This is a genomic window from Arthrobacter sp. P4_H3 (genome assembly GCF_056400885.1).
The window spans coordinates 23,941-43,902 of record NZ_JBFUKK010000009.1 but is presented as its reverse complement, the minus strand read 5'-3'; the positions used below and the strand labels follow the sequence as shown (position 1 = coordinate 43,902).

The window sequence follows — 19,962 nt, the reverse complement described above, 5'->3', positions numbered from 1 at the left end:
GTCCGCAGCAAAGCCGGACCGGGAGCCGGACTTAGCGCGCTTTCGGAGCCCTCGGGGCCCCCGGCAGATGCCCGTGTGCAAAGAAACTGTTGCAAACAAAGTGTTGCAAAGAAATGCTTGCAAAGGTTTCTTTGCAAGCGTATTTTTGAGGCATGAACAGTTCACCGGAAACGGCATCACCCACGGCCCACTCCGCCGAAGCAACCCACGCCCCCGAAGCAGCCCCCGCCGTCGAAGCGGCCCGCACCGGGGAAGCAGTCCGCGCCGCGGCAGCCGGTTCAGCTGACGCCGGCCTGCCGGCGGGGGAGGACCAGCCGTTCCCTGTTCGCCGGGTGGACACCGTATCGCTGAAGGCGCTCGCGCACCCGCTGCGGGTGCAGATCCTCGAGATGCTCTCGCGCTACGGGGCGCAGACGGCCTGCAGCCTGGGCGAACTGCTCAACGAGTCCAGCGGTTCCACGAGCTACCACCTTCGCCAGCTGGCCAAGCACGACTTTGTCAGGGAAGTGGAAGGCAAGGGGACCGCACGGGAGCGCTGGTGGGAACGCCCCCGCGGCGCCATCCAGATCACGTCCCCGGAGTTGGCAACGTCGCCGGCAACGGAGGAAGCCTCCCGGCTGGTCACCCGCGAGTTTGAACACAGCAGGCAGGCCGTGCTGGCAGACTTTATGGCGCACGGCAGCGAAAGCCTTGATGCCGAATGGCTCCATGCGGCCCTCATCAGCACTGCGAATGCACGCCTGACTGCGGACCAGTTGGCAAGGTACACCCACGCACTGGAGGCCTACGGCCACCGCCTGTTGGAGGACATCAGGAGCGAAGGCGAGCAGGAAGGCGCCCGCCCGGTGCAGATCCACCTGAACGCCTTCCCCATCCTTGGCGTTCCCGCTTCGGCGGGCGGCCGGGGCCGCACATCGCGGACGATCCACCCGCGGAACGCACAACCAGAGCACGCACAACCAGAGCACGCACAACCAGGAAGTCCTGAAAGGAAAGTGCCATGAGCACAGTCTCCGCCGCCGGTTCAGCGGCCTGCAGCCCTTACCGTCGCCCGACCGTCGTCGAGTCGGCCGCGGCCGGACTGGGCTCCGCCCTGGTCCGTTGGGCCGAACACCGGCGCGTCATTCTCTCCGACTGGGCCCAACGTGAACGCGCCGCAACGCTCCGCCGCGAGCAGCTGGACGTGCTGCGGACCGACATTATGGGCGCCGCGCATTCCGGGCTCTACATCTGGCACTAGGGGCCAGTCGCGCCCCGGAAACTCAGTGGCACCCAGGAAGCTCAGTCGGGCAGTGGCCCGTGGTTGCCCTGGATGTGGTCGAACACCAGCGTGGTCTCGGTGTGGCCCACCACGGGATCAGTTGCCAGGTTGTCCAGGACCCAGTCGCGCAGGTCCTCGGTGGTCGCCACTGCGATGTGCAGCAGGTAATCCACCGAGCCGGAGGTGTGGAAAGTGGAAAGCACAGCCGGAAGCCTGGGCACGCGGGACGTGAACCTGTCGATCTGTTCGCGGTCGTGGGCGCGGAGCCTGACCGCGATGAGTGCCTGGACGGAACGGCCGATGGCGGACAGGCTCAGTTTCGCTTCGAACCCCTGGATGATCCCGCGTTCGGACAGTGCCCGGGTGCGCATCAGCGCGGTGGACGGGGCTATGCCCACGAGCTCGGCCAACTGCTTGTTCGAAATCCGGGCGTCGTCCACCAGGGCGGCCAGCAGCCGCTCATCAATGGCGTCCAGCGGTTCGGTTCCCGCTCCGAGCCGAATATTCTTCGCACCGCTGCTCACGGGGCCTCCTCAAAGTGTTATGAGTTCATCATAAACTCCACTTTCCGACAGTTCTATTCGTGTGCCCTGTGAAACTCCGAATTATTGCCAGATACTTGCCGGATTCAATGGCGAATAATTCAAAGGAGTCCCGTGCTATCTCTCGATTCACTGGCTGTCCACGCAGGCCGGAGCGGCCTCACCGAGCAGGGTGTCCATGCCGTGCCGATTGACCTGTCCACCACGGCGCCGCTTCCGTCAGTGCACGACGGCGGCCAGGCCTATGAACAAATGGCCACCGGCGGGGTGCATCTGGAAGGCCAGAGCACCGTCTACCAGCGCCTGTGGAACCCCACAGTTGCCCGCTTCGAACAAGGCGTGGCCGTCCTGGAGGGCGCGCCCGAAGCCGTCGCGTTCGCCACCGGCATGGCAGCGCTGTCGGCGGTCCTGCTCGCAACGGTGGCGGCCGGCAAGAAGCATGTGGTGGCTGTCCGTCCGCTGTACGGCGGGAGCGACCACGTCCTCGCCTCGGGCGTCCTGGGCACCGAGGTGACCTTTACGACGCCGGATGGCGTGCGCGCCGCGCTGCGTCCGGATACCGGACTGGTGATTGTGGAGACACCCGCCAACCCCAGCCTGGAGCTCGTGGACATCACACGGCTGGCCGACGACGCCGACGGCGTCCCGCTCCTGGTCGACAACACGTTCGCCAGCCCCGTGCTCCAGCAGCCGCTCAGCCATGGCGCCACGCTGGTGCTGCACAGTGCCACCAAGTTCCTCGGCGGCCATGGGGACGCCATGGGCGGGGTGGTGGCCACGTCACCGGAATGGGCCACCAGGCTCCGCCAGGTCCGTGCCGTGACCGGCGGCATCCTTACACCGTGGCCGGCCTACCTGCTCCACCGCGGGCTGGCGACGCTTCCGGTGCGCGTCCGCGCGCAGCAGGCAACCGCGCACAAGGTGGCCGCCGCGCTCGCCGGCCACGGGCTGGTGAAGGCTGTCCACTACCCGGGCCTCCCGGAGTGCGATCCGCTGGGGCTCGTGGGCACCCAGATGTCCGGCCCGGGTTCGCTGATGGCCTTTGAACTCTCCAGCGCGGAGCATGCCGAGAGGATTCCGGCCGAGGTCAGGATGATCACGCACGCCGTTTCCCTCGGCGGCATCGACACCCTCATCCAGCACCCGGCGGGGCTGACCCACCGGCCCGTCGCCGCCGAGGCAAAGCCCCATGCCCGGCTGCTGAGGCTGTCTGTCGGACTGGAAGACGCTGCAGACATCGTGGCGGACCTGGTGCAGGCGATCGAGGGAACCCGCTAGCTGCACCGCTCAGGCTGGCTTCTTTTGGCCGGCACGTTTCGTATGCCCGTCACCCGACGCGGGATGTACGACGGCGGTGATCACCGCCGTCGTACATCCCAGCCCGATGACCGCCAGGGCAAGCGCCGTCCAGCCGAACGACTGGAAGACGAGGCCGCCGGCCCACCCGATGACGCTGGAGCCGAGGTAGTAGGCGAGGTTGTACAGGGAGGCGGCCTGCGCCCTGCCCGTCGTGGCGATTCCTCCGGTCCAGCCGGCCCCGATGCTGTGGGCCGCAAAGAAGCCGCCGGTGAAGACCAGCAGTCCGGCCAGGATCAGCGCCAGCAACTGGGTCAGGGTCAGCGCGAGGCCCAGGACCATCAGCAGAATGCCGGCCAGCAGGATGGTCCGCCGCCCGAATTTCAGCGTGAGTCCGCCTGCCAGCCGGGAGGTCACCGTCCCGGACAGGTAGGCCACGAAGATGAGGCTGATCAGGGTGGCAGGCAGCCCGAACGGGTCCCCCGAGAGGCGGAAGCCGAGGTAGTTGTAGACGGCCACGAAGCCGCCCATCAGCAGGAACGCCTGTACATAGAGGGCCAGCAGGCGGGGGTTGCGGAGATGGCCCGCCAGCGTCCTGGTGGCACCGCGGAAGCCGCTGGCCCGTGCCGGGGTGAAGCCGCGGGCCTTGGGCACCAGCACCAGGAAAAGGACGGCCGCGGCCGCGGCCAGAACCGAGACGGCCAATGTTGCTGCCCGCCATCCCCACAGTTCCCCGACGGGACCGGCAACAAGCCGGCCCGCGAGCCCGCCCAGCGTGGTGCCCGCGACGTAGGTCCCCGCAGCCAGCGCGGCGTGAGCCTTGTGGACTTCCTCGTTCAGGTAGGCAATGGCAATCGCCGGAATCCCGCCCAGTGCCATGCCCTCAAGCAGCCTGAGGCCCAGGAGGACGGGAAAAGTGGCGGCCAGGGGCGCCAGCAGGCCCAGGACGGTCGCAGCCAGGATGCCCAGGGCCATGGCCCGGACCCGGCCGATCCTGTCTGCGAGGAAGGACCACGGGATGACTGTGACGGCGAGTCCCACCGTCGCAAGGGAGATGGTGAGGGCGGCTTCGGCCGCCGTGATCTGCAGGTCGGTTGCCATGATGGGCAGCACGGCCTGGGTGGAGTAGAGCTGCGCGAACGTTGCCACCCCGGCGAACGCCAGCCCCGCCAGAAGCCTTCCGTACGCCGCCGAGCCCTTCGGATGACCGTCCCACGGCTCGGGTTTCGTCGGATTGTGCGTTGACAGCAGGGGCATAAAGCCAGCGTAGACGGACGAAAGGCATGCTTCCAATGCATGATTTACATAGAATAGATGTCAGTATCGGATCAATCTTCGGGAGGCCCGATGGACATCGAACACAAACAGCTGGTGCAGCTGCTGCCCTTGCTTCCCGTCCTGTCCGAGCTCGGGAGGACGCAGCACGTCACGGAAACAGCTGAATTGCTGGGCATGCCCCAGTCCACGGTCAGCCGGGCGCTCGCCCGCGCCAGCGCCGTCGTGGGCACCGACCTGCTGGTCCGGGACGGCCGGGGAGTCCGGCTGACTCCGGCGGCCAAGGCGCTGCTGCCGTACATCGACTCGGCGCTCAACGAGTTCCGGACGGGGCTGGATTTGGTGCGGCACGAATCCGAGGTGGTGCGCGGCAGGATCGCCGTGGCGTTCCAGCACACCTTTGGCGAGGCGACGCTGCCGCTGCTGATCAGCGTCTTCCGCAGCCGTCATCCGCAGACCGCTTTCGACCTCAGCCAGGGTGCCCGGGACGCGTGCCTGGCCGAACTCGCGGCGGGAACCGCTGACCTGGCCCTGACCGCGCCCGTCGCACCGGCGGGCCGGAGCATCGGCTCAGCCGCCCTGTACCGGGAACCGTTGCGGCTGGTGGTGCACCATGAACATCGCCTGGCCGGCCGGAAGAGCGCACGGATGGCGGACATCAGGCAGGATCCGTTTGTGGCGATGGGACCCGGATACGGCCTGCGCTCGCTGACGGACGCGCTGTTCCGCGAGGCTGGCCTCCGCCCGCGGATCGCTTTTGAAAGCCAGGATTCCCACACCGTCCGCGGCCTCGTGTCCGCCGGGCTCGGTGTCAGCATCCTTCCGCCCGGCGGACTGGCTCCCGGCCGGGCGGTGACACCGCACACCGGCCACCTGGGCTGGGTGGAGGTGCCGCTGGAATCGGACCTGGCATTCCGTGAAATCGGCCTCGCCTGGCGGGAGCGCCGCGGCGGCCCCGAGAGCGTGCCGGACCAGGTCAGGCTGTTCCGCGAGCTGGTGGTGGCCGAAGGGCCGGCGCTGCTGGCCGGACTCGTCCGGTCACGTTCGGAAGGCTGACTCCGCCCTGCGGATCAGGAAAGTTCGGACCCTGCCAGCAGCCCGTCCATGATGGCCGAGACCGGTCCCGCTGCCGCCTGCCGCCACCCGGTTCCCGCCCAGAGATTCAACCGCTCCGCATCGCCGGCCGCGGCGGCAGCTGCGCGTATTGGGGCGGTGAGGTGATGGATTGCCGGGTACCCCTCCGGCGCATCCTCATGGTCCCTGGCGAAGGAATTGGCCAGGGCCCGCGCCTGCCGGCCGGTGAAGGCACGCGTCAGGCGTGTCTCCGTGAAAACGGGGCTGGCAAGGGCGTCCTTGTGCAATTGCCTCGCGCCGCTTTCATCGCTGCGGACAAAGGCCGTGCCCAGCTGGGCTGCCGCTGCGCCGGCGGCCAGCACGGAGTCGATGCCCGCGGAATCCATGATCCCGCCGGCCGCAATCAGGGGAACGCCGACGGCGGCCCGCACCTCGGCGACCAGGTCCGCCGTCGTGCGGTGGGCGGGGGAGGCTGCTGCGCTGCCGGGCGCCAGGAAAGCACCGCTGTGTCCGCCTGCGCTCCCGTGCTGGACGGCAACAACGTCAGCTCCCCGCTCGACGGCCAGCAGGGCTTCGGCCTTGCTGGTGACTGTGGCAATGACCATGGAGCCGGCCCGCTTGAACGCACGCACTTCGTCCTGCTCCGGCAGCCCGAAAGTGAAGCTGACAAATTCCACCGGGTCCGCCAGCAGGGAATCGACCTTGCCCTGCCACTCGTCGTCGTCGTCGAGCCGCAGTTCGGGGAGCGACACGCCGTAGCGCCGGGCGTCCGGCTCAAGGCTCCGCCGGTAGTCCTCCAGGGCTGCCCTGACGGGTGCCGGCGGGTTCAGCTGGGCCCGGTCGGGCACGAAGAGGTTCATGCCGAATCGGGCGCCGGCGGAGCGGACCTCGTGTATCTCGGCCTCCATGGCCGCCACGCCCTTATAGCCCGCGGCAAGGAAACCCACCCCGCCGCCGTGGTGCACTGCCTGCACGAACCGGGATGTTGATGTGCCCCCGGCCATGGGAGCCGCGATGATTCTTGTTCCGAATATGGCGCCTGTCATTCCATGCTCCCTGTAGCGACTCAGTAGTCTGTTCACGTGACTAATTCTGACAACCTGCCGGCAACGGATTCTGTTCCTTCCACCGCCGGGGCCCACGCCGCGCCGCCCGGTATGCAGGCAGGTGTGCCGTCCGGCGCAGTGATCGGCCTGGATATCGGAGGCACCAAGACACGCGGTGTCCGCTTCGAAAACGGGCGGCCCGTCGCCGATGAGAGCGTCGGCAGTTCAAACGTGCAAAACGTCAGCCGCGAGGAGGCAGCCCGGCACCTGTCCGAGCTCTTTGCCCGGATCGGCGGAGGTACGGTTGCCCAGGTCTACGCCGGAGCCGGCGGAATCGACACGGACGAGGACGCAGCGGCGCTCGCGGCGCTGATCGCTCCCCATGTGCCTGCAGCAAAAATCACGGTGGTCCACGACTCGCGGCTCTTGCTGGCAGCCGGCGGGGCGAGCACGGGCGTGGCCGTTATCGCCGGCACCGGTTCCGCCGCCTGGGGCAAGAACGCGCAGGGCGAGGAAGCGCGCGCGGGCGGCTGGGGATACCTGCTCGGTGACGAGGGCAGCGGCTATTGGCTGGGCCGCGAGGCTGTCCGCCACAGCCTGCGCCGGATGAACCAGGGGTTGGAGCCGGACGAACTCACCACCGCACTGCTGCGGTCCTGCCACGTCGAGGACCCCAACAAGCTCATTGCCCTGTTCCACTCGCCGGAGACCGGGCGCCGCTTCTGGGCGCAACAGGCCCGGCTTGTGGTCGAGGCCGCGGACGCGGGTCACGAAGCGAGCCGGGCGCTGGTTGAGCAGGCGGGCCGGGACCTGGCGGGCCTGACCGCCCAGGCATTGACGAAGCTGGGAATCAAGGGGCCGGTGATCCTCGGTGGCGGCCTCGGCATGAACGTGCCACGTCTGCAGGAATCCTTCAGGCGCACCCTTGCCGCCGAAGGCGTAACGGATGTGCGTGTGCTGGAGCAGGACCCCGTCTTCGGCGTCCTGCAGCTGGTGGCCGAGCAGGGCTAGCCCTTAGGAACGCGTGCGCGGGCGGAGCCGGACTCCGGGAAGCGCCGGAGCAGGGATGCGCCCGGCCTCGGCTCCCGCGTCCGGGCCATGGCCCCGGACCAGGCCAAAACGCGATGCCTCGGCGTCCGGATCCGGAAGGCCGGCCTGGGCTTCCCAGTCCTGGCGGGCCTCTGCCACCTCGTCATGGGTCCGGCCCACGAAATTCCACCACATCAGGAGCTCTTCCTGGAACGGTTCCCCGCCGAGCAGGATGAAGCGTGTGTCAGGAAGCGCGTCAAGTTCGAGAAGTTGGCGGCCCGTACCGAGATAGCCCAGCGGACCCGGCGGAACGTCCTGGCCGTCGATGGCAATCCCGCCGTCGAGCACCAGCACCGCATGCTCAAACTCCGGGTCAAGAGGCAGCGCGACAGAGCCGCTGCAGCTGATGTCTGCTCCGACAATCGGAGAGTACATGGTGGCCGGTGACGTCATTCCGGCGAAGCTTCCCACCATCACCGTGGCGGAAAAGCCGGCTCCGGCAACTTCCGGCAGGTCGCGGTGCTGCTCGAATGCCGGGGCCCGGTGGCGTTCTCCGTCCGGCAGGGCGACCCACAGCTGAAGGCCGCGCTGCAGCGGAAGCTCCGGTCCGGCGTCGTGCTGATCGTGCTGTTGGTGCTGATCGCGCTGTTGGTGCGGCAGCACGGCGAACTCGGAGTGGGAGACGCCGCGGCCGGCGGTCATGATGTTGAGCTCGCCCGGGCGCACGATCACGTCGCTGCCCACGCTGTCGCGGTGCCTGATGTTGCCGGCGAGCGGCCAGGTCACTGTCTGCAGCCCGGTGTGCGGATGCGGCAGCACGGACATGGCCACCCGGTCCGGACCGAAGCTGTCCAGGAAGCACCAGGCGCCGACTGTGGGGAGGCCCCGTTGCGGAAGCGTCCGCAGGACGTTCATGGCCCGGACTCCTCCCAGCGGGACCTCCCGTGCCGGCCACAACTGCACGCACGGGCCGTTTCCGGCGTACCCCCCGGGCTGTCCGGGCGGGCACAGTTCTTCCCTGGGGCTTACTTCAAGGTTCGTCACAGACCAACTCTAGGCCGAACGTCCGGTTATCGGCAGCGGCGTGCCCAAAACCCCTAGCCAAGCCGGGGCCGGACGGCTTACCCTTGAAAAGCCGCCGGCCCCCAGGGCCCGGTGAAGCGGACGGCCCCACATCGAAGTCGTGGCCGTGAACAAGGGGAGGTGGAGACGATGACTGCAATATTCCTGCGCGCCAAGCGCCTCAGCAAAGTCATTTACCCTGCCCCGGACCATCGCATGTCCTGACCCGCATCCACCCGAACCGCCGGGCCTGAATCGCCGCGCAGAAATCGCGCCGGCCGGCTCAAACAGCGGAGTCCATGCAACGGGGCCTCACCAGAGGTTCTCCATTGAATACAACTTCCGGTCATGTGATGACCGCAGATTCTTCAGCAACCAATGATTCAACTCCACCTCACGGGCATCCTGCGTTGGCCGGTCCCGTACAGTTCGGCTTCAGCCCCTCAACGGCAGCGTTCTTTGAGGCCCATCCCGTGCCGGGCGGACAGAGCCCCGGGCGGGTGGTCCGCGTCGACCGGAACAGGGTCCTGGTCGCGGGGGCGGCGGAGTTCTGGCATCTGCCCTATCCGAGCCACGGCGAGGTCCCCGCCACCGGGGACTGGGTCTGGCTCGGTACCAACGCCGTAGGGGAACCCGCCGTCATCAGCGTGTTGCCGCGGCAATCGGCGCTGAGCCGCAAGCGGGCCTTTGAGGCGTCCTCGGAAGCCCAGGTCCTGGGCGCCAACGTCGATGTGGTGGGAGTCGTGGTCCCGGTGGACCGGCCGCTCACCCACAACCGGCTGGAGCGGACGCTCGTGGCGGCGTGGGATTCGGGGGCCACTCCGCTGGTGATCATCACCAAGGCCGATCTTGCCGACATCGCTGACGACGTCGTCGGAAAGGTCATCCTGCAGGCCGCCGGCGTTGATGTGGTCACCACGTCGGCGGAATATGGCGATGGCCTTGACGAACTGCTCGGACACGTCCCGGCCGGCGCGACGCTGGTCCTGCTGGGGCCCTCCGGTGCCGGGAAGTCCACGCTGATCAACGCCTTGGCGGGGCACCGCCTGCAGGAGGTCGGGCCGGTGCGTGCGGGCGACGGCAAGGGCAGGCACACCACTACGTCCCGTGAGCTCGTTCCGCTGCCCGGGGGAGCCGTGCTGATGGACACCCCCGGAGTGCGCGGGTTCGGGCTCTTCGACGCGGACGACGGGATGGGGGAGATGTTCGGTGACCTGGAGGAGCTGTTCGGCCAGTGCCGCTTCGCCGACTGTGCGCACGACCGGGAACCCGGCTGCGCTATCCGGGGCGCGCTCGCCGACGGGACCCTGGAAAGGCGCCGGTGGGAGAGCTACCTCAAGCTCCAACGTGAGCTTGCGGCCCTGAACCGCCGGCACGACGTGGCCGCACGGAGGGCCTACCAGCGGGAATGGCACCAGAAGGTGGTAGTGGCCGGCAAAAGCCAGCGGGCGGCCGAGCGGTACGGCCAGGACGCGGCCGGTGACCGCGCCGGCGGGGACGGAAAGCGGGGTAAACGCAAGCGCAGGTGACGTGCTGCCAGGGGGGAGCGGTGCCGGACTGCTCAGGATGACACGTCCGGCACCGCCGCCCATCCAAAAGGCGCAGGTCACCGAATGCTTACGGTAACCGCGGCACCGCTGACTTTGGCGGGACCGCTGGTTACGCTGTGTAATACCTGCTTTACAGCCGAAAATCAGTGAGCTTATGATCTTCTGGCTTGTCCGTCCGATGTTGCCGCCAACAGTTAGGTAAGCCGGGAAATGGCTGAAGCCATGATCGAATTCCAGAGCGTCACCAAGCAGTACCAGAGCGGGCAGCCGGCCGTTGACAACCTGACCATGTCCATCGACAAAGGCTCCATCACGGTTTTTGTTGGTCCCTCCGGTTGCGGGAAGACCACTTCCCTGCGGATGATCAACCGTATGGTGGAGCCCACTTCCGGCACCATCACTGTTGGCGGCAAGGACGTGACGTCCGTGCCCGCCGCGCAACTGCGCCGGTCCATGGGGTATGTCATGCAGTCCTCGGGACTGATGCCGCACCGTTCGGTGCTGGATAACATCGCCACTGTCCCGCGGCTGAACGGCGTCTCCAAAGCGGAGGCACGCCAGCGCGCCCAGGAACTGCTCGACGTCGTCGGGCTCGCTTCGGTGCTCGGCAAGCGCTACCCCTCCCAGCTGTCCGGCGGCCAGCAGCAGCGCGTGGGCGTGGCGCGCGCCCTCGCTGCAGATCCCCCCGTACTGCTGATGGACGAACCCTTCAGTGCCGTGGATCCGGTCGTTCGCGACGAACTGCAGCAGGAGCTGCTCAGGCTGCAGCGGGACCTGGCCAAGACCATCGTTTTCGTCACCCATGACATCGACGAAGCCACGGTCCTGGGGGACAAGGTCGCCGTCTTCGCCACCGGCGGCAAGCTGGCGCAGTACGCCACGCCGGAGGAAATCCTGCGCGCACCGGCCAACGACTTCGTGGCGTCCTTCGTGGGCAAGGACCGGGGGTTCCGCCACCTGGCGTTCAGCCCGTCCGACGCCGTCACCCTCCACGAGGTCCCCACCGTCAGCCAAAGTGACCTGGCGGCCGTCGCGGCAGGTTCTGCCACGGACGAGTGGCTGCTCGTGGTGGACGCGGATTCGCGCCCGCTGGGCTGGACCAGCCCGGGCGCGGGACCAGCCCTCATCCCCGGCGGATCGCTCTTCCGGAAAGGGGAGACCCTCCGCCGGGCCCTGGACGCGGCGCTCTCCTCACCTTCGGGGTTGGGCGTTGCCGTGGACACAGACGGCCGGCTTGCCGGCGTCCTCAAAGCCGATGAGGTGCTGTCGGTCATTGAATCGGCCCGGCTGGTCCGGCAGGGTGCCCTCTGATGGAATGGTTCCTGGCCAACAGCGGGCGGGTGTTCGAACTCGCCAGCCAGCACCTGGTGCTGGCCATCCTGCCCATGCTGTTGGGTTTGCTGCTCTCTATTCCGCTCGCCCAGTTCGCCCGGCGAAACAGGACCCTGCGCTCTGTAGTGGTCACGGCGACGTCCCTGCTCTACACGGTGCCGTCCCTCGCCTTGTTCATCATCCTGCCCTCAATCCTGGGGACCAGGGTCCTGGATCCGGTCAACGTGATTGTGGCACTCACGATTTACGCGGTGGCCCTCCTGGTGCGGGCCGCCCTCGACGCTTTCGACTCGGTGGATGACGACCTTCGCCAGGCGGCCGTTGCCATGGGCTTCAAGCCCGGTGCGCGTTTCGTCCAGATCGATCTTCCGCTGTCCCTGCCGGTGCTGTTCGCCGGGTTGCGTGTGGTGTCGGTCAGCAACATCTCGCTGGTGAGCGTGGCCGCCCTGCTCGGCATCGGGAACCTGGGGATGCTGTTCACCTCCGGCCTCCAACGGGGCTTCATTACCGAGGTGGTGGTCGGAATCATTGCCATTCTGGTTCTGGCACTCGTGATGGATGCGGTGCTCGTGCTCCTGGAACGGCTCCTGACGCCGTGGACCAGGGCCGCAGCAAAAACGGACAAGGCCGGTCTGGCCTCGGCGGCGGAGCGGTTGTCCGATGTCCGGACAGGCGGTGCCTCCGCATGAGCAATGTCTTTACGGACACCTTTGCCTGGCTGGGGGACCCCCTGAACTGGGCCGGTAGCACGGGAATTCCCGTCCGGCTGGCAGAGCACCTCCAATACACAGGCCTCGTGATGCTGATCGCCACGGGCATCGCCGTCCCAATAGGCCTCTATGTCGGCCACACCGGCCGAGGCCGGGTGGCGGTTGTTGCGTTGGCCGGCGCGCTGCGGGCGCTGCCCACCCTTGGCCTGCTGACTCTCTTCGTCCTCCTGGCCGGCATCGGACTGATGCCTCCGATCTGGGCCCTCGTGATTCTCACGGTGCCCCCGCTGCTCGCCGGCACCTACGCGGGGATCGCCAGCGTGGACCGGAACGTGGTGGACGCCGCGCGCGCCATGGGCATGACTGAACTGCAGGTGCTGTTCCGGGCGGAAGTCCCCAATGCCCTGACGGTGATGTTCGGAGGATTCCGGACCGGCGTGCTGCAGGTGATCGCCACCGTTTCGGTGGTTGCGTATATCAATCTGGGCGGGCTGGGCCGCTATCTTTTCGACGGCCTGGTGCTGTCCGATTTTCCGCAAATGCTGGGCGGTTCGCTCCTGATAGCCGGCCTGGCCATCGCCGTCGACCTGATTCTCGCCGTTTTCCAGAGGCTGTTCCTGTCCAGGAGAGTTTCTGCCACGCCAGACCGGAGCCAGCAGGCACCGGTTGATCTCACAGACCCCGTGTCCGCGGAGCCTGTTCTTCAAGGAGGTACGTCATGAAGGAAACCCACTCTAGAGTCCTGGGCCGGCGCGCATTCGGCGGTCTGGCCGCCGGCGTCGGGCTTGCCCTGACGCTGTCCGCGTGCGGCGGAGGGTCGGACCCCATGCGAAGCGCGCCCGCCACAGGCGGCTCGGGATCAGGTTCGGCGCTGGTGATCGGTTCCGCCGACTTCCCGGAAAGCCAGATCATCGCAGAGGTCTACGCCGGCGCCCTGAACGCGGCCGGCGTGACGGCAAGCACCAAGCCCAACATCGGGTCGCGCGAGGTGTACTTCAAGGCTGTCCAGGACGGGTCCGTGGACGTCATCCCCGACTACAGCGGCAACCTCCTGCTGCATGTGGACAAGGAAGCCACCGAGGTGTCGGCGGACGACATCTACAAGGCGCTCCCGGCCAAGCTGCCCGAGGGACTGGCCGTGCTGGAGGCTTCCAAGGCTGAGGACAAGGATGCCATGGTGGTGACCAAAGCGACGGCGGAAAAGTACCAGCTCAAGTCCATCGAAGACCTCGCCAAGGTCTGCAGTGAGCTGGTGGTCGGCGCACCGGCTACCTTCGCCGAGCGCGCGTACGGCCTGCCCGGCCTGAAGAAGAACTACAGCTGCGAGCCCAAGAAGCTGGAACCGTTCAGCGACGGCGGCGGCCCCATCACCGTCAAAGCGCTGCTCGAAGACCAGGTGCAGGTCGCGGACATCTACACCACGACGCCCGCCATCGCCGACAATGACCTGGTGGTCCTGGAGGACCCCAAGAACAACTTCATCGCCCAGCAGGTCCTGCCGCTGTACAACAAGGCCAAGATGACGGACAAGGCCAAGGAAGCGCTCAACTCCGTGTCCAAGATCCTCACCACGGAAGACCTGATCAACCTCAACCGCGCCGTCAGCGGCACACAGAAGCAGAACCCGAAGGACGCAGCAGCGGCCTGGCTCAAGGACAAGGGCCTGGTTAAGTAGCCAGAGCCCGACGGCGCCTTCCGGACTTCACAGTCCGGGAGGCGCCGTTGTCGTTTTCCCCCGGCTGCCGGCCGAAGCGCCATTGCTTCGCTCCCGTGTGAGTCAAGTCTCAGCTGAAGTACATCCGCCATATGGCATATTTGATGGATGGCAGAATTCAAGCAGTCCACCAAGCTTCATAATGTCCTCTACGACATCCGTGGACCGATTCTTCAGGCCGCCCAGCAGATGGAGGCAGAGGGTCACCGCATCCTCAAACTGAATATCGGAAACCCGGCCCCGTTTGGTTTTGAAGCGCCGGACGCCATTTTGGTGGACATGATCCGCCACCTGCCGCATGCCCAGGGGTACAGTGATTCCCGCGGCATATTTTCCGCCCGGACCGCCGTGTCGCAGTACTACCAGACCCGCGGGATCCAGAACATCCACGTGGATGACATCTACCTCGGCAACGGTGTCAGTGAACTCATCACCATGTCGCTCATGGCGCTCCTCGACGACGGCGACGAGGTCCTTATCCCCACTCCGGACTACCCGCTGTGGACGGCCTCCGTGGCCCTCGCGAGCGGCCGGCCGGTGCACTACCTCTGCGATGAGGAGTCCGGCTGGCAGCCGGACCTGGAGGACCTCGAATCCAAGATCACCCCGCGTACCAAGGGAATCGTGGTAATCAACCCGAACAACCCCACCGGCGCGGTGTATCCCGAAGAGACACTGAAGAAGATCGTGGCCCTCGCCGAAAAGCACGGTCTGGTGCTGTTCGCGGACGAAATCTACGAGAAGATCCTCTACGAGGACGCCGTCCACGTGAACCTTGCGGGCCTCACCGGCGACGACGTCCTGTGCCTGACCTTCAGCGGACTGTCCAAGGCCTACCGGGTGTGCGGGTACCGGGCCGGCTGGATGGCGATTTCAGGGCCGAAGAAGGACGCCGCCGACTACCTCGAAGGCATCAGCCTGCTGGCCAACATGCGCCTCTGCGCCAACGTGCCGGCGCAGCACGCCATCCAGACGGCTTTGGGCGGATACCAGAGCATCAACGACCTGATCCTGCCCGGCGGACGCCTGCTGGAACAGCGGAACAAGGCCTATGACCTGCTTAACGCCATCCCCGGCGTCAGCACACAGCAGGCCAGGGGAGCGCTCTACCTGTTCCCCAAACTGGACCCCGAGGTCTTCCACATCCGCGACGACGAAAAGTTCGTCCTGGACCTGCTCCGCGATCAGAAGATCCTCGTTTCCCACGGGCGTGCCTTCAACTGGGTCCGGCCGGACCACTTCCGGATGGTCACCCTGCCCAACGTGAAGGACATCGAAGAGGCTATTGGCCGCATGGGGGACTTCCTCAGCCGGTACCAGGGGAACTAGCCTGATGGCAGCAACGCCGCCCGGTGGATCCCGGGCGGCGGCAGCCGGAGGGAACCGCACGAGGCGGCGTTCCGGACTGGCGGCACATCGGCGGAAGGCTAGTCATGGCAGGCATGGAAACGTTCAAGAAGTCCCCGTCAGGGACCCTCGCCGCGGGTGACGGCTTCAAGCTGGCCGATGTGGACCCTGGTTCGACACCGGGTTATGCCGGCGACAAATCGGATGGGCAGGCACTTCTTGCCGAACTCGACGGCAAACTTGCGATGCTGCAGGAGAAGCTGTTCGCCGAGGCCAAGTTCGGCGGCAACAAGCGCATCCTGCTGATCCTCCAGGCAATGGACACCGCGGGCAAAGGCGGCATCGTGGCCCACGTTGTGGGTGCCATGGACCCGCAGGGTGTGCAGCTCAAGGCGTTCAAGGCGCCCACCGACGAGGAAAAAGCCTACGACTTCCTCTGGCGGATCGAGAAGGAAGTCCCCGCGGCCGGGATGGTGGGTGTCTTCGACCGGTCCCATTACGAGGATGTGCTCATCCACCGGGTCCGCGGCTGGGCCTCCCCGGAAGAGCTGGAGCGGCGCTACACCGCGATCAACGAATTTGAAGCCAGGCTGACGGCCTCCGGTACGCGGATCGTCAAGGTGATGCTGAACATCAGCCGGGATGAACAAAAGGCCCGGCTGCTCGCGCGGCTGGATGATCCCTCGAAGCACTGGAAGTACAGCAGCGGCGACTTGAAGGAGCGCGCCTTCTGGGACGACTACATGGCCGCGTACCAGGCAGCCTTTGACAAGACGCACACTGAAGTGGCGCCCTGGCACGTGGTCCCGGCGAACAAGAAGTGGTACGCGCGCATCGCCGTGCAACAGCTGCTGCTGCACGCCATGGAAGACCTCCATCTGGATTGGCCCGCCGCCGAGTTCGACGTTGCCCTGGAGCGTAGCTTGGTGGAAAGGTCCTGATCCGGCGGCCCGGGACCCGGGCGGCCTAAGGGCGAGGCGGGCTAAGACTCCGGCCCGGCCTGGTTCCGGGCTGCGGCCAGCCGCTTGCGGGCGCCTTCGAGCCATTCCTCGCAGCGCTTGGCCAACGCTTCGCCCCTTTCCCACAAGGCGAGTGAGTCCTCCAGGCTGGCGCCGCCGGCTTCGAGCTTGCCCACCACAGCCACGAGCTGTTCGCGGGCCTCCTCGTAGCTCAGTCCTTCGATGTCGGCGTTCGGTTTCTGTTCTGCTGCCAATGTGCTGCTCCCTGCTGGTGGTAGGTGGACTGGGCGGTTCCGGTGTTTGTCCGGCACCGCGCTGATTCAGTTTTCGGAAATCTGGTGGCCGCCGGTGGACCGGGCCGAAAAACTGCCGCCGGAAACCCGTACGAAAAGCTCGGAGCCCTCCGGTGCCTGCGACGGGTGCCGCACGACGGTCTTCCGGGTATCCGCGGCCTGGTCCGCACCGGCCACCTGCACCACGGCGTAGCCGCGGTCCAGCGTTTGCTGTGGTGAGAGGGCGCGCACCTGGTTGCGGAGGTGGACGACCTGGTCGGCGGCCCTCAGCACTGCGGTGCTGATGGCGGCGCGTGAGCGGCTGCTGAGTCGTGCAACGTCTTCGGCCCGGGTGCTGACCATGACTTCCGGCGAAGCGAGGACGGGCCGCGAATGCAGGGAGGCCATCCGGTCGGATTCGCGTTCCACCAGCCGCGTCACGCCGCGCCGGAGTTGGTCGCGGGCCTGCCGAACCCTGGTGAGTTCTTCGGCGACGTCGGGAACGATCCTCTTGGCGGCATCCGTGGGCGTGGAAGCCCGGAGGTCCGCGACGTCGTCGAGGATGGGCCGGTCCGCCTCATGCCCGATCGCGCTGACCACGGGTGTGGACGCTCCGGACACTGCCCTGATCAGGTCCTCGTTGCTGAAGGGGAGCAGGTCCTCCAAAGCGCCGCCGCCGCGGGCGATGACGATGACGTCAACGTGGGGATCCGCATCGAGTTCGCGCAGCGCGCCAATGATCTGGGACACAGCGGTATTTCCCTGCACCGCAACTTCCCGGACCTCGAATTCGACGGCTGGCCACCGGAGCGCGGCGTTGCGAAGCACGTCCTTTTTGGCATCGGAGTCGCGTCCGGTGATGAGCCCGATCCGGTGCGGGAGGAGCGGCAGGCGTTTCTTCCGGGAATCCGCAAAAAGTCCTTCCATGGAGAGCGCGTGGCGGAGCCGCTCGATCCGCGCCAGCAGGTCTCCGAGCCCTACTGGCCGGATGTCCTTCACCGACATGTTGAGGCGTCCGGTCTTGAGCCAGAACTCTGCCTTCAGGAGTGCCACCACCCTGGAGCCCCGCTCCAGGGGAACCTCCTGGCGGTCCAGAACATTCGACCAGATGGACGCCGGTAGGGAGATTTCGGCGTCAACATCCCGGAGCGTCATGAAGGCGCTGCCGCCGCGGCGGTTCAGCTCGATGACCTGGCCTTCGACCCATGCCGAGGGGGTGCGGTCGATGTGGGCTTTGAGTTTTTGCGACAGAAGCTGCAAGGGCCAAGGGTTGTCCGGGCTGGTTTCGGCAGCCGTCGCAGGAACCGTGGTTGCCGCGGGCATGTTGTCAGCCACGGGCGGACCGTGACGGGGTGGGAGCCTTTGGCATGGGAATCCTTTGCGGGTGGCAGTGCATCAAAACGGAATGGCATCAAACCGAATCAACTCTATCCATAGCTCTACCACTGTCCGCCGACATTTTTGCTTCCCAGCCGGCACCCCTAGGATGGCAGTACCGCCAACCAAACCTAGGAATCCCTTGCGCACTTTTGTCTCAGCTGCCGCCGTCATCCTTGGACTGCTGCTGGCCGCCGTCGCCGTTCCCGCCATCTGGGTGGACCGGAACATTGTGCAGGAGGACGGCTTTGTCTCCCTCGCCGCCCCGCTGGGCAAGGACACTGTCTTCCAACAAAGGCTGGCATCCGCCGCGGTTGGCAGCATCGATCCGACCGGCCAGATTCCTGAACCGTTCGCGGACCTGGTGCAGCCGATCCTGGATTCCGCCGCCAAATCGCTGACAACACTTCCCGGCTACCCCGCGGCGTGGGAGGAAACGCTGAGGAAGAGCCACCGCCTCAACTTCACGGCTTCCGGAACCGCACCGTCGGAGGCCGAACCGTCCACGTCCCTCACCCTGGATGTGGCACCCCTGGTGGGTCTGCTGACGCAGCAGATTTCGGACGCGACCAAGGTGCCGCTGGAAGCGCCGGAACAGACGCTGATCGACATTGGGCAGCCAAGCCAGCGGCAACTCGTGGACCAGGTGTCGGCCTACGCGCCCATGGGTTATGCGTTGGCCGCGGGATCGGCAATCGCCTTGCTGCTTGGCCTGATTGCCGCACGCCGGCGCTGGACCGTGCTGGTGGGTGCGGGGGCCGGAGCGCTGGTGCTGGCGGCGGTCTGGAAACTCGGCGCAGACGCAGCTGGCCTGGCGGTTGCCGGAACAGCCAGCGGGAACGAGGTGGCGGACATCTTCAAAAGCGAATTCGTCGCCGCGTCCTCCGACCGGTTCGGGCAGTGGATCCTGGCAACCCTCATCGCCGGGGCCGTCCTCATCGTGGCCGGTGTCATTTTCCGCGTTGTTGCCGGCGCCGGCCGTGCCCTGCGTTCCCGGTAGCATTGAACAATGACCACCTCAGCTGTCTCCATCCCCATGCCTTCAATTCCGCGGAGGCGCCGTTCGCCTGAGGACGTACTGGCAGCGGCTCCGGTGTCGGGCCCCAAAAAGGTTCTGCTCGCGGCTCCCCGCGGCTACTGCGCCGGAGTAGACCGTGCCGTTATTGCCGTTGAGAAGGCGCTGGAACGCTACGGTCCGCCGGTTTACGTCCGCAAGCAGATCGTCCACAACGTTCACGTGGTCAGCTCCCTCGAGGAAAAGGGTGCCATCTTCGTTGACGAGACCGACGAGGTCCCCGAAGGCGCCCTGGTGATTTTTTCGGCCCACGGCGTATCGCCCGCGGTAGTGCAGTCCGCCGAGGACCGCGGCCTTCGCACCATTGACGCCACATGCCCCCTGGTGACCAAGGTGCACCGGGAAGCTGTCCGCTTTGCCAAGGACGACTTCGACATCCTTCTGATCGGCCATGACGGCCATGAGGAAGTTGAGGGAACGGCCGGTGAAGCCCCCGAGCACATCCAGATCATCAACGGCCCGCACGAGGTGGATAAAGTGACGGTCCGGGATCCGGAAAAGGTCATCTGGCTTTCGCAGACGACGCTGAGCGTGGATGAAACGATGGAAACGGTCCGGCTGCTGAAAGAGCGTTTCCCGACGCTCCAGGATCCGCCCAGCGACGACATCTGCTACGCCACCACCAACCGCCAGGTGGCCATCAAGAAGATTTCCCCGCAGGCCGACCTGGTCATTGTGGTGGGCTCCGCCAACTCCTCCAACTCCGTCCGCCTTGTGGAGGTTGCCCTGGAATACGGCGCAAAAGCCTCCTACCGCGTTGACTTCGCCAACGAAGTGGACGAGGCCTGGTTCGAAGGGGTTGCCACTGTTGGGGTCACCTCTGGTGCATCCGTTCCGGAAGTGCTGGTCAAGGACGTGCTGCGGCTCCTCGCGGACTACGGCTACGGCGCCGTGGAGGAAGTGGTCACAGCGGAGGAAGACCTGCTCTTCTCCCTGCCCAAGGAGCTCCGGGCGACGCTGAAGAAATCCGGAGACGTGACCCGCGCCCTGGGCGGAAACAAGGCGCGGGCCTGACCCCTCCGGGGTCCTTTCCCTGGCTCG

20 protein-coding genes are annotated in these 19,962 nt (G+C 66.5%); 14 read left to right on the top strand and 6 right to left on the bottom strand.

Features of this window, described 5'->3' with window-relative positions; genetic code table 11:
• Positions 1–152: 152 nt before the first annotated feature.
• A complete protein-coding gene (locus tag AC1DRE_RS13410) occupies positions 153–1,004 on the top strand; it encodes an ArsR/SmtB family transcription factor (RefSeq protein ID WP_476985098.1) in 852 nt (283 codons plus the stop codon).
• Complete coding sequence (locus AC1DRE_RS13405; protein WP_364119343.1) at positions 1,001–1,240, top strand: 2-nitropropane dioxygenase; 240 nt, start codon at positions 1,001–1,003, stop codon at positions 1,238–1,240. Before AC1DRE_RS13410 ends, AC1DRE_RS13405 begins: the two co-directional genes overlap by 4 nt.
• Positions 1,241–1,281: 41 nt before the next feature.
• On the opposite strand, the gene AC1DRE_RS13400 is transcribed toward AC1DRE_RS13405, so the two are convergent.
• Positions 1,282–1,785: an Lrp/AsnC family transcriptional regulator gene (locus AC1DRE_RS13400; RefSeq protein ID WP_307045800.1), complete on the bottom strand. Its 504-nt coding sequence runs from the start codon at positions 1,783–1,785 to the stop codon at positions 1,282–1,284.
• Between the two features lie 132 nt (positions 1,786–1,917).
• Here AC1DRE_RS13400 and AC1DRE_RS13395 point away from each other — a divergent pair, with 132 nt between their 5' ends.
• Positions 1,918–3,081, top strand: coding sequence for a trans-sulfuration enzyme family protein (locus AC1DRE_RS13395; protein ID WP_476985097.1), 1,164 nt, complete (start codon positions 1,918–1,920; stop codon positions 3,079–3,081).
• 9 nt (positions 3,082–3,090) lie between these two features.
• Here the strand turns inward: AC1DRE_RS13395 and AC1DRE_RS13390 are convergent, their stop codons facing one another.
• A complete protein-coding gene (locus tag AC1DRE_RS13390; RefSeq protein WP_476985096.1) occupies positions 3,091–4,356 on the bottom strand; it encodes an MFS transporter in 1,266 nt (421 codons plus the stop codon).
• 90 nt (positions 4,357–4,446) lie between these two features.
• Between AC1DRE_RS13390 and AC1DRE_RS13385 the strand changes: the two genes are divergently transcribed.
• Entirely contained in the window at positions 4,447–5,430 is a 984-nt protein-coding gene (locus tag AC1DRE_RS13385) for a LysR family transcriptional regulator (RefSeq protein WP_476985095.1), read from the top strand.
• Between the two features lie 14 nt (positions 5,431–5,444).
• Here the strand turns inward: AC1DRE_RS13385 and AC1DRE_RS13380 are convergent, their stop codons facing one another.
• Positions 5,445–6,494 (bottom strand): nitronate monooxygenase, encoded by a 1,050-nt coding sequence (locus AC1DRE_RS13380; RefSeq protein WP_476985094.1) that lies wholly within the window; start codon positions 6,492–6,494, stop codon positions 5,445–5,447.
• 36 nt (positions 6,495–6,530) lie between these two features.
• Here AC1DRE_RS13380 and AC1DRE_RS13375 point away from each other — a divergent pair, with 36 nt between their 5' ends.
• Positions 6,531–7,505: an N-acetylglucosamine kinase gene (locus tag AC1DRE_RS13375; protein WP_476985093.1), complete on the top strand. Its 975-nt coding sequence runs from the start codon at positions 6,531–6,533 to the stop codon at positions 7,503–7,505.
• A gap of 3 nt (positions 7,506–7,508) precedes the next feature.
• On the opposite strand, the gene AC1DRE_RS13370 is transcribed toward AC1DRE_RS13375, so the two are convergent.
• A complete protein-coding gene (locus AC1DRE_RS13370; protein ID WP_476985092.1) occupies positions 7,509–8,567 on the bottom strand; it encodes a pirin family protein in 1,059 nt (352 codons plus the stop codon).
• Positions 8,568–8,938: 371 nt separating this feature from the next.
• Between AC1DRE_RS13370 and rsgA the strand changes: the two genes are divergently transcribed.
• The 7 genes from rsgA to AC1DRE_RS13335 all read left to right on the top strand — a co-directional run bounded on the left by rsgA (position 8,939) and on the right by AC1DRE_RS13335 (position 16,179).
• Positions 8,939–10,114: a ribosome small subunit-dependent GTPase A gene (rsgA, locus tag AC1DRE_RS13365; protein ID WP_476985091.1), complete on the top strand. Its 1,176-nt coding sequence runs from the start codon at positions 8,939–8,941 to the stop codon at positions 10,112–10,114.
• A 231-nt stretch (positions 10,115–10,345) separates the two neighbouring features.
• Positions 10,346–11,446, top strand: coding sequence for an ABC transporter ATP-binding protein (locus AC1DRE_RS13360; protein ID WP_476985090.1), 1,101 nt, complete (start codon positions 10,346–10,348; stop codon positions 11,444–11,446).
• Complete coding sequence (locus AC1DRE_RS13355) at positions 11,446–12,156, top strand: ABC transporter permease (protein WP_476985089.1); 711 nt, start codon at positions 11,446–11,448, stop codon at positions 12,154–12,156. Before AC1DRE_RS13360 ends, AC1DRE_RS13355 begins: the two co-directional genes overlap by 1 nt.
• Entirely contained in the window at positions 12,153–12,899 is a 747-nt protein-coding gene (locus AC1DRE_RS13350; RefSeq protein WP_476985088.1) for an ABC transporter permease, read from the top strand. The genes AC1DRE_RS13355 and AC1DRE_RS13350 overlap by 4 nt, the downstream gene beginning before the upstream one ends.
• The gene (locus AC1DRE_RS13345) at positions 12,896–13,852 is read left to right on the top strand and encodes an ABC transporter substrate-binding protein (RefSeq protein WP_476985087.1); all 957 of its coding nucleotides are present in this window, start codon (positions 12,896–12,898) and stop codon (positions 13,850–13,852) included. The genes AC1DRE_RS13350 and AC1DRE_RS13345 overlap by 4 nt, the downstream gene beginning before the upstream one ends.
• Before the next feature lie 147 nt (positions 13,853–13,999).
• Positions 14,000–15,220 (top strand): pyridoxal phosphate-dependent aminotransferase, encoded by a 1,221-nt coding sequence (locus AC1DRE_RS13340; protein WP_104172138.1) that lies wholly within the window; start codon positions 14,000–14,002, stop codon positions 15,218–15,220.
• Between the two features lie 104 nt (positions 15,221–15,324).
• The gene (locus AC1DRE_RS13335; RefSeq protein WP_476985086.1) at positions 15,325–16,179 is read left to right on the top strand and encodes a polyphosphate kinase 2 family protein; all 855 of its coding nucleotides are present in this window, start codon (positions 15,325–15,327) and stop codon (positions 16,177–16,179) included.
• Between the two features lie 41 nt (positions 16,180–16,220).
• Here the strand turns inward: AC1DRE_RS13335 and AC1DRE_RS13330 are convergent, their stop codons facing one another.
• Both AC1DRE_RS13330 and xseA read right to left on the bottom strand, forming a co-directional pair.
• The gene (locus AC1DRE_RS13330) at positions 16,221–16,451 is read right to left on the bottom strand and encodes an exodeoxyribonuclease VII small subunit (protein ID WP_104172140.1); all 231 of its coding nucleotides are present in this window, start codon (positions 16,449–16,451) and stop codon (positions 16,221–16,223) included.
• A 66-nt stretch (positions 16,452–16,517) separates the two neighbouring features.
• Complete coding sequence (gene xseA, locus AC1DRE_RS13325) at positions 16,518–17,792, bottom strand: exodeoxyribonuclease VII large subunit (RefSeq protein WP_476985240.1); 1,275 nt, start codon at positions 17,790–17,792, stop codon at positions 16,518–16,520.
• Between the two features lie 196 nt (positions 17,793–17,988).
• Here xseA and AC1DRE_RS13320 point away from each other — a divergent pair, with 196 nt between their 5' ends.
• Both AC1DRE_RS13320 and AC1DRE_RS13315 read left to right on the top strand, forming a co-directional pair.
• Positions 17,989–18,846: a hypothetical protein gene (locus tag AC1DRE_RS13320; RefSeq protein ID WP_476985085.1), complete on the top strand. Its 858-nt coding sequence runs from the start codon at positions 17,989–17,991 to the stop codon at positions 18,844–18,846.
• Positions 18,847–18,855: 9 nt separating this feature from the next.
• Positions 18,856–19,935 carry a 4-hydroxy-3-methylbut-2-enyl diphosphate reductase gene (locus AC1DRE_RS13315; protein WP_476985084.1) on the top strand — a complete coding sequence of 360 codons (1,080 nt, stop codon included), beginning with the start codon at positions 18,856–18,858 and terminating at the stop codon, positions 19,933–19,935.
• Positions 19,936–19,962 lie beyond the last annotated feature (27 nt).

Coding starts and splice junctions, on each gene's coding strand:
- AC1DRE_RS13410 (WP_476985098.1), top strand. CDS start 153: ATGAACAGTTCACCGGAAACGGCATCACCCACGGCCCACTCCGCCGAA.
- AC1DRE_RS13405 (WP_364119343.1), top strand. CDS start 1,001: ATGAGCACAGTCTCCGCCGCCGGTTCAGCGGCCTGCAGCCCTTACCGT.
- AC1DRE_RS13390 (WP_476985096.1), bottom strand. CDS start 4,356: ATGCCCCTGCTGTCAACGCACAATCCGACGAAACCCGAGCCGTGGGAC.
- AC1DRE_RS13385 (WP_476985095.1), top strand. CDS start 4,447: ATGGACATCGAACACAAACAGCTGGTGCAGCTGCTGCCCTTGCTTCCC.
- AC1DRE_RS13380 (WP_476985094.1), bottom strand. CDS start 6,494: ATGACAGGCGCCATATTCGGAACAAGAATCATCGCGGCTCCCATGGCC.
- rsgA (WP_476985091.1), top strand. CDS start 8,939: ATGACCGCAGATTCTTCAGCAACCAATGATTCAACTCCACCTCACGGG.
- AC1DRE_RS13360 (WP_476985090.1), top strand. CDS start 10,346: ATGGCTGAAGCCATGATCGAATTCCAGAGCGTCACCAAGCAGTACCAG.
- AC1DRE_RS13355 (WP_476985089.1), top strand. CDS start 11,446: ATGGAATGGTTCCTGGCCAACAGCGGGCGGGTGTTCGAACTCGCCAGC.
- AC1DRE_RS13350 (WP_476985088.1), top strand. CDS start 12,153: ATGAGCAATGTCTTTACGGACACCTTTGCCTGGCTGGGGGACCCCCTG.
- AC1DRE_RS13345 (WP_476985087.1), top strand. CDS start 12,896: ATGAAGGAAACCCACTCTAGAGTCCTGGGCCGGCGCGCATTCGGCGGT.
- AC1DRE_RS13340 (WP_104172138.1), top strand. CDS start 14,000: ATGGCAGAATTCAAGCAGTCCACCAAGCTTCATAATGTCCTCTACGAC.
- AC1DRE_RS13335 (WP_476985086.1), top strand. CDS start 15,325: ATGGCAGGCATGGAAACGTTCAAGAAGTCCCCGTCAGGGACCCTCGCC.
- xseA (WP_476985240.1), bottom strand. CDS start 17,792: ATGCCCGCGGCAACCACGGTTCCTGCGACGGCTGCCGAAACCAGCCCG.
- AC1DRE_RS13315 (WP_476985084.1), top strand. CDS start 18,856: ATGACCACCTCAGCTGTCTCCATCCCCATGCCTTCAATTCCGCGGAGG.